Consider the following 16,949-nt stretch of genomic DNA (forward strand, 5'->3'; position numbering starts at 1 on the left):
TATGAAAACAATCACACAAGCGCTTCACAAAGCGATTCCGGCGGTAAGCAAGCAGTTAATTAGCGGGGTCTGTACCTTGGGGTTAATTGCTGGGTTAAATCTAGCCCACGCGGACCAAAGTGACTTTTCACAACCCATCACCGTTGATGCGAAATCGCAGTTTGTCGACGGTAAAAACAAAACATCTATCTTTAAAGACGATGTGCACATTACGCAAGGCTCAATGGAAATCAAAGCCGATGAAGTTGAAGTCATCGCAACTGATGGCGAGGGCCGTGAAGTATTCATCGCGCGCGGTAACCCAGCGATCTACGCCCAAGACATGGACGATGGTACACGGGTATCAGCACAAGCCAACGTGATCACTTATGAAGTAAGCTCGCGAGCAATTACACTAGATGGTAATGCACAATTGATCCGCGACACCAGCATGGTGCAAGGTGATTTAATTCAGTTTGATATGCAAAACGAGCAATTGCTAGCGCAAAGTAGTGAAGACGGTGAAACTGGGGTTACGACTATCTTTAGACCGGAAACATTCCGCGATTTGCAAGAACAAGAAGAGCGGGATGAACCGCAATCTGAGCAACAGGATGAACCGCGTTAATGGCAACTTTAACGGCGAAGAATCTCGCTAAATCGTACAAATCTCGACAAGTCGTTCGCGACGTTAGTGTCAGCGTCGATAGTGGCCAAATCGTCGGCTTACTTGGCCCCAATGGTGCCGGTAAAACAACCACTTTCTACATGATTGTCGGCCTTGTTCCTCTTGATGCGGGCAAGATATTTATAGACCAATCCGAGCTAACTCTGTTGCCTATGCATGAGCGCGCACGGCAAGGTATTGGTTATCTGCCACAGGAAGCCTCGATTTTCCGCAAACTAACAGTGATCGAGAATATCATGGCGATTTTGCAGACGCGCAAAGAGTTGTCGAATAATCAGCGTGAACAAGAAGCTGATGCGCTGCTCGACGAGTTTAATATCAATCATATCCGCAACAGTTTGGGGATGAGCCTTTCAGGTGGTGAACGACGTCGCGTTGAGATAGCCCGAGCACTGGCTGCTAATCCGCAGTTTATCCTACTGGACGAGCCCTTCGCAGGTGTCGATCCTATTTCAGTTAACGACATCAAAAAAATTATCCAGCAATTGTGTGAGCGCGGAATTGGCGTACTGATTACTGACCATAACGTGCGTGAAACATTAGATGTGTGTGAGAAGGCTTACATCGTCAGTCACGGTGAACTCATTGCCTCTGGATCGGCTGAAGAAGTTTTAGCAAATCAAAAGGTAAGAGATGTATACCTAGGTGAGCAATTCAGGCTATAGTTAAGCTATAGGCATTCGATACTTCAAAAGGTTATTTAACCAACAATGTTGTGGGAAATTAAGAGCAATAGATGAAGCCCTCGTTACAGCTGAAATTCAGTCAACAACTCACGATGACACCACAATTGCAACAAGCGATAAAATTGTTGCAGTTATCGACGTTGGACTTACAAACTGAAATCCAAGAAGCACTAGATTCCAATCCGCTGTTGGAAATGGAAGAGGGGCATGAACCTGACAGCAATTCTGATCTGCAAACTAATGCCAAAGACCGCGAAGAGCCTGCTGTTGAAGCCAGTCATGACTCGATAGAAAGTGGTGATGCGCTTGAGAAAAATGATCTTCCCGATGAGTTGCCCATCGATAGTACTTGGGATGAGTATTACAGTGCATCTTCAGCCCCGGCGCCCATGTCATCGACGAATGATGACGAACAAGTTTTCCAAGGTGAAACCACCGATAACATCCAAGATCATTTGCTCTGGCAAATGGGGTTAACTCCATTCAGTGAGGTAGACCGTGCGATAGCTATTGCGATTATCGATTCGATTGATGAGTCAGGCTATTTAACTTGTAGCGTCGATGACATTCTCGCTAGCGTGAATGACGATGATGTCACTGAAGAGCCGATTGAAGAAGATGAAGTCTTGTGTGTACTCAAGCGGATCCAAATGTTCGATCCCATTGGCTCCGGTTCGCGCACGCCACAAGAGTGTTTGTTAGTACAGCTGAATCAATTTGCCCCTGACACGCCATGGGTCGAAGAGGCCAAGCAGCTACTGACCGAATACTCGGATTTACTTAGCAGCAAAGACTATCGCACGTTGATGCGCAAGAGCCGCTTAAAAGAAGATGAACTGCGTGAAGCGCTACGTTTATTGCAAACGCTGAATCCACGTCCTGGCAGTGCGTTAGTGACCAAAGAGCCCGAATACGTTATACCGGATGTGTCGGTATCGAAAAAAAATGGTCGCTGGCATGTGGAACTAAATCCAGATAGCTTGCCTAAGTTAAGTATCAACCAGCAATATGCAGCGATGAGTCGCAATGCTCGCAACAGTAGCGATTCACAATTTATTCGCTCGCATATGCAAGAAGCTAAGTGGTTTATTAAGAGTTTAGAAAGTCGCAACGAAACACTGATGAAAGTCGCTAATTGTATTGTCCAACAGCAAATCGGCTTTTTCGAACACGGGCCAGAAATGATGAAGCCCATGGTGTTAAACGATGTGGCGGAAATGGTGGATATGCATGAATCAACCATTTCGCGGGTAACAACCCAGAAGTATATGCACACACCTCGCGGCATTTATGAGCTGAAGTATTTCTTCTCTAGTCATGTTGCTACCGACAGTGGCGGTGAGTGTTCGTCTACGGCGATTCGTGCATTAATTAAAAAGTTAGTGGCAGCGGAAAAACCCAGTAAGCCACTGAGTGATAGCAAGATTGCTCAATTGTTGGCCGACCAAGGCATTCAAGTCGCACGGCGGACAATAGCAAAATACCGTGAATCGCTTGCGATTCCTCCGTCCAATCAACGTAAGAGTTTACTTTAACAACTCGAACAAGAAGGAAGACGATTTATGCAAATTAACTTAACTGGTCATCATGTAGATATCACTGATTCATTACGCAATTATGTGGATACCAAGTTTTCGAAGTTAGAGCGACATTTTGATCACATTTCCAATGTCCATGTCATACTCAATGTTGAAAAGCTCAGTCAAAAAGCAGAGGCAACGATGCATCTAAGCGGTGCCGAAGTATTTGCGTCATCTGAAGACACTGATATGTACGCGGCTATTGATAGCATGATAGACAAACTCGATCGGCAAGTGATTAAGCACAAGGAAAAACTCAAACGACATTAGGGCGTTTTGAACGCTGCCTTTTTTCGCAGTAATTTTTTTAGACGTATGAACTTACAAACCATTTTAAGCACGAGCCGCACGCAATGTGCGGTTCAGTGCAATAGTAAAAAACGAATTCTCGAGATCATCAGCCAGTTGGCTGCTGAAAATAATCGCGACATTGAATCAGACACAGTCTTAGCGGCATTAATGCATCGCGAACGAATGGGCAGTACCGGTATCGGTAACGGCATTGCTATTCCGCATGGTCGCTTGGCCAACCTCGACCGCGTGATGGCGATTGTGGTAACCAGTGAGCCGGCGATTGATTTTGACGCAATTGACGACAAGCCAGTTGATATCTTTTTTGCGTTACTCGTACCTGAAGATCAGGCCGAAGGGCACTTACAAGTACTGGCCGGTGTAGCCGGTAAATTAGCTGACAAAGAGCGGGTTAAATTAATCCGCAAAGCTCAGTCCAGCGATGATATTATGCAAGCGCTAGCGTAAGCGACACGCCTTCTACATGACTAAGGAAACGTCGATAAAATGAAATTGATAATAGTGAGTGGTCGCAGCGGTTCGGGTAAATCCATTGCATTGCGATCGTTAGAAGACCTAGGCTATTACTGCGTCGATAACATTCCTGTCAATTTATTACCGACACTGACTCATGCAGTTGTCGATGAATACGACCTCGTCGCAGTCAGCATCGACGTGCGCAATTTACCCAAAGATCCTATGGAACTGGTGGAAATTTTGAATTATCTACCAGATGCATGGGACATGAATATTATCTACCTAGACGCCAGCGATGATGAGCTAGTCAAACGCTTCAGTGAAACGCGCCGTTTACACCCACTGTCGAAAGAAAATAAATCCCTAGCTGATGCGATTATTGCTGAGCGTCAATTACTCGCACCTATTGCTGAGCGCGCTGACTTATATCTTGATACTGATAAGTTATCAGTTCATCAGTTGGCGGAACTGATCCGAGAGCGGGTATTGGGTAAGAAAAGCTCGCGCTTGGTATTGGTGTTTGAAAGCTTTGGTTTCAAATATGGTATACCTAAAGACGCTGATTATGTATTTGATGCACGGTTTTTACCTAACCCCCATTGGGAGCCAGATTTGAAACACCTAACCGGTCTCGATTCACCGGTAGAGGTATTTTTGTCTTCACAGCCTATCGTGACCAAATTCGTGTGGCAGATCCAAAACCTAATTTCTACCTGGTTACCGCATTTAGAGCGCAACAATCGCAGCTACGTGACAATAGCTATTGGTTGTACCGGCGGTCAGCACCGTTCGGTCTACGTAACAGAATGTCTGGCGAAAACGTTTGGTGAAATACATCCAGATGTGCAAATCCGCCATCGTGAACTCAATCGATAACTGAACCTACTATGCGCATTGAAAAACAACTGACTATCGTCAACAAATTAGGCCTGCACGCGCGTGCCGCTACAAAGCTGGTAACTTTGGCCAATCAGTTTGAAGCTACCATAACGATTATTAAGGACGACAAACCGGCTGATGCTAGCAGTGTTTTAGGCTTGATGATGCTCGAGAGCCATCAAGGCGAAAATGTTCAGGTGGTGTGTGAGGGCGGTGACGCTGAACAAGCGTTTGTCGCAATAAAGACACTGATTGATGGTAAGTTTGACGAATCAGAATAATCCATAGGTGCTAACGTTAGGAATGTGAAGTGGGAAAGTTAGAAAAACTGCTCAATAAGATTCACATTTTAATTGTCGACGACATGGAGTCCATTCGCAATTTAGTCAAAAGCTGCTTGTACGAGCTTGGCGCTAAGAACATTAGCATGGCGGCAGACGGAGAGCACGCGTGGAAACACCTCAATAGTGCTAGGTTTGATTTAGTCATATGTGATATTGATATGCCTAAGCTTGACGGGATCGAGTTACTCAAACGCATTCGCTTTTCCGACAGTCACGCTAAAATCCCGGTCATTATGCTGACCGCCGCGGTGGATAAAGACAATGTTAATGCCTGTATCAAAGTGGGTGCTAATGATTATGTAGCCAAGCCTTTTCAGCCTAAAACGCTCATATTCAGGGTGATTAAGCAACTGAATAAAATGACCTAGCTAGGTTAGCTAATGGAAGAGGACGACAATAGGTACCTGCCAATGTTTCTTTTTTGCGACACTTTATTGCTTAACACTTCCCTTTTTCATTGTACATCCACCACTAATTTTCTGTTTTGCTCGAGCTAAGGGCCTATTAACCGCGGGCTATGCAGAATTAGTGGTGATCATAAGCAAGCGTGGCACGGTTGTTGTTATACTCGTTAGGAGTATTTAAAGAGGTATTTTTATGCAGTTATCAACAATCTTCGCAATGACTAACAAACAACAATTCAGATGTGCGGCACTAGCTGGTTGCATGTTTGGGTTAGTCGCCTGTGGTGGATCCAGCGGGGGTAGTGATAGTGAAGTCGTTGCACCTTCAACACCGCAACCGACATTATTCTCTTTGGCAGTTTCTGATGCACCGATTGACGAGGCTATATCAGTCAATGTCTATTTTGACCAAGTCGAGCTTGTAGGGGCAGCAGGTGGACCTATCACCTTTGATGTGCGCGATGAGAATGGCGACCCTAAAATGATTGATTTGCTGCAAGTACAAGGCGCGGATTTTGAGCCCATTGTCACAGATACTGAGATACCCAGTGGCGAATATAATCAATTGCGCTTATCGGTTACTGACGAAAGTTTTATTGAAATGGAGTCAGGAACATTTCCACTTCGCGTACCCAGTAATGAATTAAAGCTTGATGGTTTTTCTGCTTTACCTGGCTTTCAAGCCGCATACACGGTCGAATTCGATTTGCGCAAAGGATTAGTCGATCCGGTAGGGCAAGACGTTATCTTGCTTAAACCCAGAGGTGTGCGCTTAGTCGCGAATGACGATGTTGGTATTTTGTCGGGCACAGTAGATGAGTCGCTAATTATTGCTACAGAATGTGCAGTGAAGGATGATGCAATGGCAGGCAATGCCGTGTATGTGTATGAAGGCGTGGGCCTTGATTTTGCTAACTTAGGTGATGATGCAGATGCCTTTGAAGGCGATACAGAAGTTCGACCGTTGACTATCGTGCCGGTTAACTTCAATGCATCTGAACAGAACTATGAGTTTGTCGCCGGTTTTGTGCCTGAAGGTGAATATACATTGGCTTTTAGTTGTCTAGCTTTATTTGATGAGCCAGAAAGTGACGAAAATGCGGAAGAGGGTTTCGCATTACAGACTCAAGACGAAGTTACGGTGGTAGCGACAACAACAACGACCGTTGTGATTGAGTAGGTTGTAAGGTAGCCATAGAATGCTGTGTCGCAATAAAGATACAGTAAGCGCCAGTGGCGATTGAACACTACTGGCGTTTTTTTACACGTTGAGGTAATCGAGAATGCCTTCAGCGGCTTTACGGCCCTCATCGATAGCTGTAACCACTAAGTCACTACCACGAACCATATCACCACCCGAAAACACCTGGGGATTCGAAGTTTGAAAGGCATAAGTGCCATTCGCTGGTGCTCTTACCCGACCTTTTTCGTCTAAGATAATGCCAAAGTCAGCAAACCAATTAGCCGGACTGGGTTGGAAACCAAACGCAATAATTACGGCATCAGCTTCTAACACATGCTCTGAGCCTTCGACCTCTACAGGGCGACGGCGTCCTTGTTCATCAGGTGGACCCATTTCGGTTTTAACCAAGTGCACACCAACCGCATTGCCATTTTCATCCACGGCTATGTCTTTGGGTTGCAAGTTAAACTGGAATTCAACGCCTTCTTCGCGCGCGTTAACCACTTCACGGCGTGAACCCGGCATACTTTCTTCGTCACGACGGTATGCACAAGTCACGCTTTTAGCACCTTGACGAATGGAGGTGCGCACACAATCCATTGTGGTATCACCACCACCTAGAACCACTACGCGCTTATCGCGCATATCGATAAACTCGCTCGGGTCTTTTTCAAAGCCCATCAAACGATTGACGTTGGCAATTAAAAACGGCAGAGCCTCATACACACCACGGGCTTTTTCGTTCTCAAATCCGCCTTGCATAGCTTTATAAGTGCCCATACCGAGGAATACCGCGTCGTAATCATCAAGCAATTGCTGGAATGGAATATCCTTACCAATTTCTGTGTTGAGTACAAACTCAACACCCATGTCAGTAAAGATTTCACGGCGCAGTTTAACGACGTCTTTTTCCAACTTAAACGACGGAATACCAAAGGTTAGCAAGCCACCGATTTCTTCGTAGCGATCATAGACCACAGGTTTAACACCGTTGCGCACTAAGATGTCTGCACAGGCAAGTCCAGCAGGTCCAGCGCCGACTACCGCGACTTTTCTGTCAGTCCAGGTCACACCCGACATATCCGGACGCCAGCCCATCGAAAATGCAGTATCAGTAATGTATTTTTCGATACTGCCAATGGTTACCGCGCCAAAGTCGTCATTTAGCGTACAAGCACCCTCACAGAGACGATCTTGTGGGCACACCCGACCGCAAACCTCTGGCAAGCTATTGGTTTTATGCGACAGCTCAGCGGCTTCAATAATACGCCCTTCATTAGCCAAGGCTAACCACTGCGGAATGTAGTTGTGCACGGGGCACTTCCACTCACAGTATGGGTTACCACAATCTAAACAACGGTCAGCTTGGCCTTCCGTCTGTGACTGGGTCATCGGCTGATATATTTCGCCGAACTCTTCCTTGCGCACAATAATTGGTTTTTTCGGCGGATCAATTCTTTCAACATCTACAAATTGATATACGTTCTTTGCCATGTCTTACAATCCTTCCACTACTGCGCTTGTAACTGAAGCTCTGACGTTGAGCGACTAATGTGCCCAAGTAGATTCTTCACATCACTGGTTTTTGGCTTAACTAAACGGAACTTGGTTACTGCCTCGGTAAAGTGGGTCAGTAATTGCAATGAATGTTCGCTGCCTGTTTCTTCATAATGTTGGTTGATCAAACCGCGTAGATGCTCAGTAAGGATACCTTTTTGTTCAACCGGCAGAACTTCGACCAATTCTGGATTGACTCGTGCATTCAAATCGTCATTTTCATCATACAGATAAGCAAAGCCACCGGTCATACCAGCACCGAAGTTAACGCCGCAAGAGCCAAGCACGGCAACAATACCACCGGTCATATATTCACAACCGTTATCACCAATACCTTCTACTACCGCAATTGCGCCAGAATTACGCACGGCAAAACGCTCACCGGCACGGCCCGCGGCAAATAATTTACCGCCAGTGGCACCGTACAAGCAGGTATTACCCATGATTGCACTTGCGTGCGGATCAAACTTGATATTGCGTGGTGGATTGATCACTAATTTACCGCCAGCCATACCTTTACCGACATAGTCGTTGGCATCGCCAATCAGGTGCATATTCACACCACCGGCATTCCACACGCCAAAGCTCTGGCCGCTGGTACCGGTTAAGGTGATATTAATCGGTGAATCTTCCACACCTTCATTGCCGTAACGTTTAGCAATTTCTCCCGATAGTGTTGCGCCTACACTGCGATCAGTGTTGCGAATATCGTAATTGACGGATAGCGGTTTACGCTGTTCCACCGCATCGATGCAGTCTGCGACGATTTGTAGGTTCAAATCACCTTTATCGAGCGGCGCATTGGTTGTTTCCGAGCAGAATAAGCGCGTGTGATCCATCGCTGAAGCCTTAGCCAACAGAGGTTGCAGATCAAGGCGATTCTGTTTCGCTGTAATACCGTCGAGTACTTCGAGATACTCGGTGCGGCCAATGATGTCATCCAGCTTTGTGACGCCAAGGCTAGCGAGGATCTCGCGAACTTCTTGAGCGACAAACTTGAAATAATTCATTACCATTTCAGGCAAGCCAATGAAGTAGTTGTCGCGCAACTTCTCATCCTGAGTTGCAACCCCCGTCGCGCAGTTGTTCAAGTGACAAATTCTTAGGTATTTGCAGCCGAGCGCCACCATTGGACCGGTGCCGAAACCGAAGCTCTCTGCACCTAAAATGGCGCCTTTGACTACGTCTAAGCCGGTTTTCAAGCCGCCGTCAGTTTGCACACGGACTTTGTGGCGCAGGCCATTTTCAACTAGCGCTTGTTGCGTTTCTGATAGACCCAGTTCAAACGGACTACCCGCATATTTCACTGATGTAAGTGGACTTGCACCTGTACCGCCGTCATAACCGGAGATGGTAATTAAATCGGCATAGGCTTTTGCAACACCGGTAGCGATGGTCCCAACGCCAGGCTCAGACACTAACTTAACGGAGATAAGCGCTTTAGGATTGACTTGCTTCAAGTCAAAAATGAGCTGCGCCAAATCTTCAATTGAATAAATATCATGGTGCGGAGGCGGCGATATCAAGGTTACTCCCGGCACAGAGAAACGCAGCTGAGCAATATATTTATTTACCTTGTCACCTGGTAGCTGACCGCCTTCGCCAGGCTTCGCGCCTTGGGCTACTTTGATCTGAATAATGTTGGCATTGGTCAAATAGTGCGGGGTTACACCGAAACGACCGGATGCAACCTGTTTAATATTTGAATTGCGCTCGGTGTTAAAGCGTTTCGGATCTTCACCGCCTTCACCAGAGTTTGAGTTTCCGCCTAAGCGGTTCATAGCTATTGCCAAGGCCTCGTGTGCTTCAGGGCTTAATGCGCCAATCGACATTGCGGCGGTATCAAAGCGCGGGTACAGGTTTTCAGCCGGCTCAACTTTCTCGATATCAATCGGTTCGTGCGGACTGGTTAGTTTTAATAGATCACGCAAGTGTGACGGACTGCGGTCATTAACTAAACGGCTAAATGCTTTGTAGTGTTCATAATCGCCACTTTTAACCGCGACTTGCAGTGTTTGGACGACATCGGGGTTGTACGCGTGGTATTCACCGTCGTGCACATACTTGAGTAGGCCGCCATGCGATAGTTTTTTACGCTTCAACCAGGCAACGCGATTAAGATTGATCGTATCTTGCTCAAAGTCGTCAAAGCTAGCACCTTGGATGCGGCTATGTACGCCTTTAAAGCACAGTTCCATCACACTGTCATTGATACCTACGGCTTCAAACAGTTTAGAACTGCGATAACTGGCTACAGTACTGATACCCATTTTCGACATGATCTTGTATAGACCCTTATTGATCCCTTTGCGGTAGTTCAACACGGCGTCTAATACTGGGATGTCAAACTCGCCACGCTCAGCCATTTGTTCAATGGTTTCGTAGGCGAGGAATGGATAGATAGCCGTTGCGCCCAGCCCAATCAGAACAGCAAAGTGGTGCGGGTCACGGACACTAGCCGTTTCGACTACTATGTTTGCATCGCAGCGCAATTGCTTGGTTACTAGGCGCTGATGCACAGCACCAACCGCCATCGCCGCCGGGATGGGTAAGCGATTAGGCTTAACGTTGCGGTCAGACAAAATTACAAAAGCAGCGTGCTTTTGCTTGACCAAGTATTCCACTTCACCACACACGCGTTCGATAGCTTGTTTTAAGCCTTCTTCAGGTGAGTAGTTAAGGTCGACCACTTCGGAGTAGTAGTTTTCAGGATTAAATTCGCGCAGCTGTTTTAAATCGGTATACATCAATACTGGTGAATCGAATAGCACGCGGTCAGCGTAACCACTGGTTTCACTGAAGACGTTTTGCTCGCGACCAATACAGGTAGCCAGCGACATCACGTGGTTTTCGCGTAGTGAATCGATTGGCGGGTTAGTTACCTGCGCAAATTGCTGGCGGAAATAATCGAACAGCGTTCGTTGCTTCGACGACATAACGGCCATTGGCGTGTCATCACCCATGGAGCCAACGGCTTCTTGCCCATCTTTGGCCAGTACCTTTATGACCTGCTGGATCTCTTCATAACTGTAATTGAATAGCTTGTGATAAGTGGCTATGGCATCATCATCAAACACCCGCTTACCGATTAGGCTGGCGTCAAGTTGCTCAATGGGTGTTAAGCGACGGATGTGTTTCTCCAGCCACTCTTGATACGGATGGCGATCTTTCAGATCTTCATCTATTTCATTCGAGCGTAAAATTGTTCCGGTATAAGTATCAACAGCGAGCATTTCACCGGGACCGACCCTGCCTTTTTCGACTACTGATGCTTGATCGTAATCCCAGATCCCAACTTCCGAAGCCAGAGTAATAAAACCGTCGTCCGTTAATACGTAACGGGCAGGACGCAAGCCATTGCGGTCAAGGTTACAGGCTACGTGACGACCATTGGTCAACACGATACCGGCAGGACCATCCCATGGCTCCATGTGCATTGAGTTAAACTCGTAGAATGCACGCAGTTCAGGATCCATGGTCTTATTATTCTGGTACGCGGGCGGCACGAGTAAACGCATCGCGCGGAATAAATCCATCCCACCGGCAAGGAATAGTTCTAGCATGTTGTCCAGCGAGCTAGAATCTGAGCCTTCGGTATTAACAAAAGGAGCCGCATCTTTTAAGTCAGGGATCAGAGGCGTGGCAAATTTCGCCGTACGTGCCATCGCCCAGTCGCGATTACCTTTGATGGTATTAATCTCACCGTTGTGAGCAAGGAAGCGGAATGGTTGTGCCAATGGCCACTTAGGCAGCGTATTGGTTGAGAATCGCTGGTGGAATACACATATCGCGCTTTCCATGCGTTCATCCGCCAAATCCAAATAAAACTTGGGCAAATCGCGTGGCATTACCAAGCCTTTGTAGATGGTAACTAAGGCTGAAAGACAAGCGATGTAAAAGTCAGGGTCTTCGGCCAGGCGCTTTTCTGCGCGACGACGGATCATAAACAAACGGCGCTCAAGGTCGCGCTTACGCCATCCCGGTGGTGCGTTAACGAATACTTGCTCGATAACCGGTACACCGGTTTTTGCCAAGTCGCCTAGCACACTAGTATCAACTGGAACAACACGCCAGCCAACAACGCCAAGTGTCTCTTTTGCTAACTCTTCATTGATTACGGCACGCGCTTGCTCGCGCAGCGTCTCGTCTTGGCTAAAAAAGACAGTACCTACACCGTACTTCTTACTTAGTTTCCAGCCATTATCTTCGGCGATGGCACGAAAGAAACCGTCGGGTTTTTGCATTAGCAAACCACAACCATCTCCCGTTTTACCGTCAGCGGCGATACCGCCCCGGTGCTGCATGCGGTCGAGACCTTCAATGGCTGTTGCGACTAATCGGTGACTTGGCTGGCCTTCGATCTGGGCAATCAGTCCGAACCCACAATTATCCCGCGAATCAGCAGGGTTATATAAACTCATTCCAAAAACTCCTATTGCATATGCTTTGGTGACATGGTCAACACCAAAGCCGGGCAGAATCAGCAGACATCTTGTATACAACAACAGCTTTTGCATAGTCGCACCGCTGCCTCCATTGGCAAACGCCGACTCCAAGCGTCCACACGCACTCAACGGTGTGGTCCGAAACGTTCCTGTAATCTGTTGTGTGTTTTATTTTGTTATGTCGTTGTGCTTTGCGAGGATACTAGGCCCTGTTTACCGCATTTTTATTCATTTTTGTGCGCGGTGAATTACTCAAAATACCGATGTTCGAAGACAAAATCAATTGGATAATGTCGTTGTTGTGGTTGGATTCCGTGAATATTTAACTAAATTCAATAAAAACATAGGTTTGCGCTTTTATTTAAACAGTTGCAATTGCAACTAAAATCCCGTTAAAACGGGATTTTGTTGACGAAAAAAGCAGCGGTTAACACAGTGTTTACAAATTGAAATGACTCTCATTTAGAAAAGACGTGAAGTGAATAATCATTCATTATTGCGCGCTTCTGCTGCATACGTATTCAGGCTTGTAGTGTTTTCGAGCGTTTAATCCTCGCGCTTCGACGAGGTTAGACTATGCTTTGAATATCCATGCAGACCCATGCATTCGTATGGATACGTTGATTAAACACAAAAGGAGTCTGTAATGAGTTGGTTCACTGATTTATTTAGTGGGAGTGCGGGTACCATCATCGAAAAGGTCGGCAACACGATCGACCAGTTTCATTTGTCAGGTGAAGAAAAGCAGCAATTTAAAATTGAGTTGCAGCGCTTAATGGCTGCGCGTGATTCTGAGATTGAGCAGACCATGCGTAAAAACCTAGAAGCCCGTGAGCGGATTTTGGTCGCTGAATTGCAGCAAGGCGATACGTACACGAAGCGGGCACGTCCAACAGTGGTTTATTTTGGTTTGGTAATGATCGCGCTAAATTACTTTGTAGTGCCATTAATCTCACAAATCACAAGCGGAACGCCGGATCCATTCCCATTACCCGGGGAGTTTTGGGCCGCTTGGGGCGGTATTGTAGCGACCTGGGCTATCGGCCGTTCATTCGAGAAGCGCGGCGTACAAAATCAAATGACTCGCGCGGTGACCGGGGAGCGTCAGCGCTCCTCTTTACTCGATGACAGTACTCCTATGGGGTAGGGCCTATGCAACCAATCTATGTGATAGACAATCATCAATTGCACGGCGTAAATGTTACTCAAACGCCGTCACCTAATCACGGTCAAAATTTTGCTAGTGGTCTACCTGATACCATTGTAATGCACTACACCGCAGGCAGCAGTGTGAATTCTTCGGTATCGACAATGTGTAATCCAGCTAACAAAGTTTCTGCCCATTTAGTAATTGGTCGTAAAGGTCAGGTAGTACAGTTAGTCGATTTTAATACCATTGCTTGGCATGCTGGGCGCAGTTCTTGGCAAGGGCGGACTGGCTTAAATAAGTACAGCATTGGTATTGAGTTAGACAACGCTGGACCGCTCACGCAGAATGACGATGGCCTGTTTTTAAGCTGGTTTAACAAAGCCTACACTGGCGAAGAAGTGTTCAAAGGCAAGCACAGGAATCAAAGCCAAAGTGGTTATTGGCACGCCTACACAGAAGCTCAAATCCTTGTTGCATTTGATGTTTGTCGGTTGTTGTGCGAAACCTATGGGATCAAAACCATTGTCGGTCATGAAGAAATTGCGCCGGGACGTAAATCCGATCCTGGTCCGGCGTTTCCGCTCGACAAATTGCGTAACAACTTGCTCGAAAGCCGCGACCAGGAGGGTAGTGCAGTCGATGTACTCAGTGTGGAAAACACAGGGATAGTTACCGTGCCCAAGCTCAATATACGTAGTGGTCCTGGCGCTAACTTTAAGCCTGTAGCACCACCGCTTACAGGCGGGGCTACTGTGCAAGTTAAGGAGCGCTATCAAGGTTGGGCTAAGGTTGATTACGTGGTCAGTGGCTGGGTTAGTGAAAAGTACATTAAGTGACTTAGAGCGATTTAAAATTACCACTCGCGCCGTTGCAGAATGCTGGTAACATGCAAACATCGTGTTAACAGCATTACTTTTAGTTCATGTACGAAAAACAACCGAAAGATTCTTGGGCGATCCGCTTTGCACAGTTTGTTGAACGTTTTGGCACCATCAAGCTGAGTTTTTTATTCGTTTTCGGCAGCTTGGTTTTCACTATTGGGGGCTCATATATTATTCGTATTAGCCTCGACAGCAATATCGAGCCAGACGACTTTATCAGTGCCATTATTCTTACTATGTTAAGTGCACCTTGGGTACTGTATTTCTTTAGTGAGCTGGTCAAACATCTTGAGCACTCGCGCAATGACTTGCAAGATTTGGTTGAGCAGATGGAAAAGCTGCGCGAGGAAGACGTGTTTCTCAATCGCGAGTTACAACACAATATTCGCCAGCTCAACCACGAAATTGAACAACGTAAAGCTGCCCAATTAGAGCGTGAATCGGTATTTGTCGAGCTTGAAAAAGAGATCAAAGAAAAATCTGAGCAAGAGATCCAAGCGCGTCGTATATCCACTTTATTGCGCTCCATCATCGATGCATCGCCGGATCTAATTTATTACCGCAATGAAGAGGGACGTTTTGCTGGTTGTAATCGCGTTGCAGAGCAGTTGACAGGTAAAACTCAAGAAGAGCTTTTGGGTTTAACTCCGCATGATGTATACGAGGAAGACCTAGCGAAGCAAGTGGTTGCCAGTGATCACGAAGTTTTAGAAAGTAATGCCAGCATTACGGAAGAACTGTGGTTGCGTTTTGCTGATGGAAGGCGTCGTTATTTTGAAATGCGCAAGGTTCCATTCTTTGATAATGACGGCAATCGCCTTGGGCTACTAGCGTTCGGGCGTGATATGACAGAGCGCAAACAAGCAGAAAGCGCTGCAGCGAAAGCCAGCAATGATAAGACGCGCTTTATCGCTACTATCAGCCATGAGTTACGAACTCCACTGAATGGGATCGTGGGATTGAGCCGCATGCTGCGGGATACTGAATTAACTAAAGAACAGTTTAATTGGGTCAGTACGATTTATGCTAGTGCTATCACGTTGGGGAATATCTTCAACGATATTATCGATCTAGACCGGCTCGATCGCGACAAGCTAGAGCTGTCACTTAAGACCGTATCACTGAATGAATTCACCGATGAGTTGGCGAGTATTATCCGTCTACTCGCTGCCGATAAAGGTTTAGAATTCAATTGGACGATTAATGAACCTTTGCCAACGCTTGTCGAGGTTGATGGCACACGCTTGCGTCAAGTATTGTGGAATATCCTGTTTAACGCAGTTAAGTTTACACCGCGCGGGCAAGTGAGCTTGTCGGTGTCAGCCACAAAACCGGAAAACGGCGTATCGCTGGTTAAATTTGTGGTGGAAGATTCCGGTGTAGGGATTCCACAAGATGAGCTCGATAAAATCTTCGCGATGTATTATCAAGTGGACCACCCCGATCATCAGACTGCGACTGGCACTGGTATCGGTTTAGCTATCTGTAAACAAATGGTCGATTTGATGAAAGGCCAAATTTCAGTGCAAAGCCAAGTGGGTAAGGGCTCGCGATTTGAAATTCAACTTCCCGTGGCTATTTCAACGCAACCAGTGCAGCTTGAATCATTGCAGGTTGATAATCTCGATATTCTGCTGGTAGAAGATATTGAACTAAACGTAATGGTGGCCAAGGCGCTGTTGGAAAAACTCGGTCAGCGGGTGGATGTAGCTATGACAGGGCAAGAGGCGATAGATAAAGTCCGAAGCCATACCTATGACTTAATTTTATTAGATATTCAGTTGCCTGACATGAATGGTTTTGAAGTCGCGAAAACACTGCATGAAGAAGACCTAGTTATTCAAACCCCGATCGTCGCTCTGACTGCAAATGTTATCAAAAAACGTGAAGAATACCTGCAAAACGGCATGGACGATATTATCGCTAAACCGATTAAAAAGAGTCGGGTGATTGAAGTGTTTAATGAACTGTTTACGCAGACGCCAGCATCGCCAGCTGTTGAGCAGCAAGAGCTAGTGCCAGCAGCTAAAGATCTTGGTAATGTGCTTGATTTGGAGTTGTTGCAAATGTTGGTCGATACCATTGGTGAAGATATGGTTCGCACTAGCGTTAAGGTATTCCAAGAAAAGATGCCAGAATACATGGAAATATTGCAGCTGAGCTTGAGTGCGGATGAGAAATCTGAAGTGTGTTCGCAAGCCCATAAAATTAAAGGTGCAGCGGGCTCAGTGGGTCTGGCACGAGTACAGAGGATTGCCAATCAGATCCAACAAGGTGATCACCCCGCTTGGTGGCAAAACGTCCATGATTGGGTCGAGGAGTTACAAATGGCAGTTCAAAAAGATATGACCATGCTCACAGATTGGCTCAGTGAGCAAACGGTCGAAGATTAAGGCTGCCACGCC

Annotated in this window: 14 protein-coding genes; 12 read left to right on the forward strand and 2 right to left on the reverse strand. The window is 46.5% G+C overall.

The genetic code is table 11. The features are described 5' to 3' along the window. Position 1 precedes the first annotated feature (1 nt). The 9 genes from lptA to QTP81_RS02440 all read left to right on the forward strand — a co-directional run bounded on the left by lptA (position 2) and on the right by QTP81_RS02440 (position 6,508). Entirely contained in the window at positions 2-607 is a 606-nt protein-coding gene (gene lptA, locus QTP81_RS02400; RefSeq protein ID WP_289363470.1) for a lipopolysaccharide transport periplasmic protein LptA, read from the forward strand. Continuing rightward, positions 607-1,332, forward strand: a complete 726-nt coding sequence (gene lptB / locus QTP81_RS02405; RefSeq protein ID WP_289363471.1) for an LPS export ABC transporter ATP-binding protein — start codon at positions 607-609, stop codon at positions 1,330-1,332. The genes lptA and lptB overlap by 1 nt, the downstream gene beginning before the upstream one ends. 71 nt (positions 1,333-1,403) lie before the next feature. Beyond that, entirely contained in the window at positions 1,404-2,888 is a 1,485-nt protein-coding gene (locus QTP81_RS02410) for an RNA polymerase factor sigma-54 (protein ID WP_289363472.1), read from the forward strand. 27 nt (positions 2,889-2,915) lie between these two features. Continuing rightward, the gene (gene hpf, locus QTP81_RS02415; protein WP_289363473.1) at positions 2,916-3,203 is read left to right on the forward strand and encodes a ribosome hibernation promoting factor; all 288 of its coding nucleotides are present in this window, start codon (positions 2,916-2,918) and stop codon (positions 3,201-3,203) included. Positions 3,204-3,248: 45 nt separating this feature from the next. Further along, entirely contained in the window at positions 3,249-3,692 is a 444-nt protein-coding gene (ptsN, locus tag QTP81_RS02420) for a PTS IIA-like nitrogen regulatory protein PtsN (protein WP_289363474.1), read from the forward strand. A gap of 39 nt (positions 3,693-3,731) precedes the next feature. Continuing rightward, the gene (rapZ, locus tag QTP81_RS02425) at positions 3,732-4,577 is read left to right on the forward strand and encodes an RNase adapter RapZ (RefSeq protein ID WP_289363475.1); all 846 of its coding nucleotides are present in this window, start codon (positions 3,732-3,734) and stop codon (positions 4,575-4,577) included. Between the two features lie 11 nt (positions 4,578-4,588). Continuing rightward, complete coding sequence (locus QTP81_RS02430; RefSeq protein WP_289363476.1) at positions 4,589-4,861, forward strand: HPr family phosphocarrier protein; 273 nt, start codon at positions 4,589-4,591, stop codon at positions 4,859-4,861. Between the two features lie 29 nt (positions 4,862-4,890). Continuing rightward, positions 4,891-5,292: a response regulator gene (locus tag QTP81_RS02435; protein ID WP_289363477.1), complete on the forward strand. Its 402-nt coding sequence runs from the start codon at positions 4,891-4,893 to the stop codon at positions 5,290-5,292. Between the two features lie 229 nt (positions 5,293-5,521). Beyond that, entirely contained in the window at positions 5,522-6,508 is a 987-nt protein-coding gene (locus QTP81_RS02440; RefSeq protein WP_289363478.1) for a DUF4382 domain-containing protein, read from the forward strand. Positions 6,509-6,589: 81 nt separating this feature from the next. On the opposite strand, the gene QTP81_RS02445 is transcribed toward QTP81_RS02440, so the two are convergent. Both QTP81_RS02445 and gltB read right to left on the reverse strand, forming a co-directional pair. Next, positions 6,590-8,005 (reverse strand): FAD-dependent oxidoreductase, encoded by a 1,416-nt coding sequence (locus tag QTP81_RS02445; RefSeq protein ID WP_289363479.1) that lies wholly within the window; start codon positions 8,003-8,005, stop codon positions 6,590-6,592. 17 nt (positions 8,006-8,022) lie between these two features. Further along, a complete protein-coding gene (gene gltB, locus QTP81_RS02450; RefSeq protein WP_289363480.1) occupies positions 8,023-12,489 on the reverse strand; it encodes a glutamate synthase large subunit in 4,467 nt (1,488 codons plus the stop codon). Between the two features lie 670 nt (positions 12,490-13,159). On the opposite strand from gltB, the gene QTP81_RS02455 reads away from it, so the two are divergent. From QTP81_RS02455 to arcB, 3 genes are all read left to right on the forward strand, one after another. Continuing rightward, entirely contained in the window at positions 13,160-13,660 is a 501-nt protein-coding gene (locus QTP81_RS02455) for a 3TM-type holin (protein ID WP_289363481.1), read from the forward strand. A gap of 5 nt (positions 13,661-13,665) precedes the next feature. Then, the gene (locus QTP81_RS02460) at positions 13,666-14,499 is read left to right on the forward strand and encodes an N-acetylmuramoyl-L-alanine amidase (RefSeq protein ID WP_289363482.1); all 834 of its coding nucleotides are present in this window, start codon (positions 13,666-13,668) and stop codon (positions 14,497-14,499) included. Positions 14,500-14,585: 86 nt separating this feature from the next. Beyond that, entirely contained in the window at positions 14,586-16,937 is a 2,352-nt protein-coding gene (arcB, locus tag QTP81_RS02465) for an aerobic respiration two-component sensor histidine kinase ArcB (protein ID WP_289363483.1), read from the forward strand. Positions 16,938-16,949 lie beyond the last annotated feature (12 nt).

Source organism: Neoalteromonas arenosi (genome assembly GCF_030362855.1).
In the GTDB taxonomy this organism is placed as follows: Bacteria; Pseudomonadota; Gammaproteobacteria; order Enterobacterales; family Alteromonadaceae; genus Alteromonas_E; species Alteromonas_E arenosi.

What these genes read in the sequence shown, in the direction of transcription:
- rapZ (WP_289363475.1), top strand. Translation starts at nt 3,732, where the DNA reads ATGAAATTGATAATAGTGAGTGGTCGCAGCGGTTCGGGTAAATCCATT.
- QTP81_RS02440 (WP_289363478.1), top strand. Translation starts at nt 5,522, where the DNA reads ATGCAGTTATCAACAATCTTCGCAATGACTAACAAACAACAATTCAGA.
- arcB (WP_289363483.1), top strand. Translation starts at nt 14,586, where the DNA reads ATGTACGAAAAACAACCGAAAGATTCTTGGGCGATCCGCTTTGCACAG.
- QTP81_RS02455 (WP_289363481.1), top strand. Translation starts at nt 13,160, where the DNA reads ATGAGTTGGTTCACTGATTTATTTAGTGGGAGTGCGGGTACCATCATC.
- lptB (WP_289363471.1), top strand. Translation starts at nt 607, where the DNA reads ATGGCAACTTTAACGGCGAAGAATCTCGCTAAATCGTACAAATCTCGA.
- gltB (WP_289363480.1), bottom strand. Translation starts at nt 12,489, where the DNA reads ATGAGTTTATATAACCCTGCTGATTCGCGGGATAATTGTGGGTTCGGA.
- QTP81_RS02460 (WP_289363482.1), top strand. Translation starts at nt 13,666, where the DNA reads ATGCAACCAATCTATGTGATAGACAATCATCAATTGCACGGCGTAAAT.
- QTP81_RS02410 (WP_289363472.1), top strand. Translation starts at nt 1,404, where the DNA reads ATGAAGCCCTCGTTACAGCTGAAATTCAGTCAACAACTCACGATGACA.
- QTP81_RS02430 (WP_289363476.1), top strand. Translation starts at nt 4,589, where the DNA reads ATGCGCATTGAAAAACAACTGACTATCGTCAACAAATTAGGCCTGCAC.
- ptsN (WP_289363474.1), top strand. Translation starts at nt 3,249, where the DNA reads ATGAACTTACAAACCATTTTAAGCACGAGCCGCACGCAATGTGCGGTT.
- QTP81_RS02445 (WP_289363479.1), bottom strand. Translation starts at nt 8,005, where the DNA reads ATGGCAAAGAACGTATATCAATTTGTAGATGTTGAAAGAATTGATCCG.
- lptA (WP_289363470.1), top strand. Translation starts at nt 2, where the DNA reads ATGAAAACAATCACACAAGCGCTTCACAAAGCGATTCCGGCGGTAAGC.
- hpf (WP_289363473.1), top strand. Translation starts at nt 2,916, where the DNA reads ATGCAAATTAACTTAACTGGTCATCATGTAGATATCACTGATTCATTA.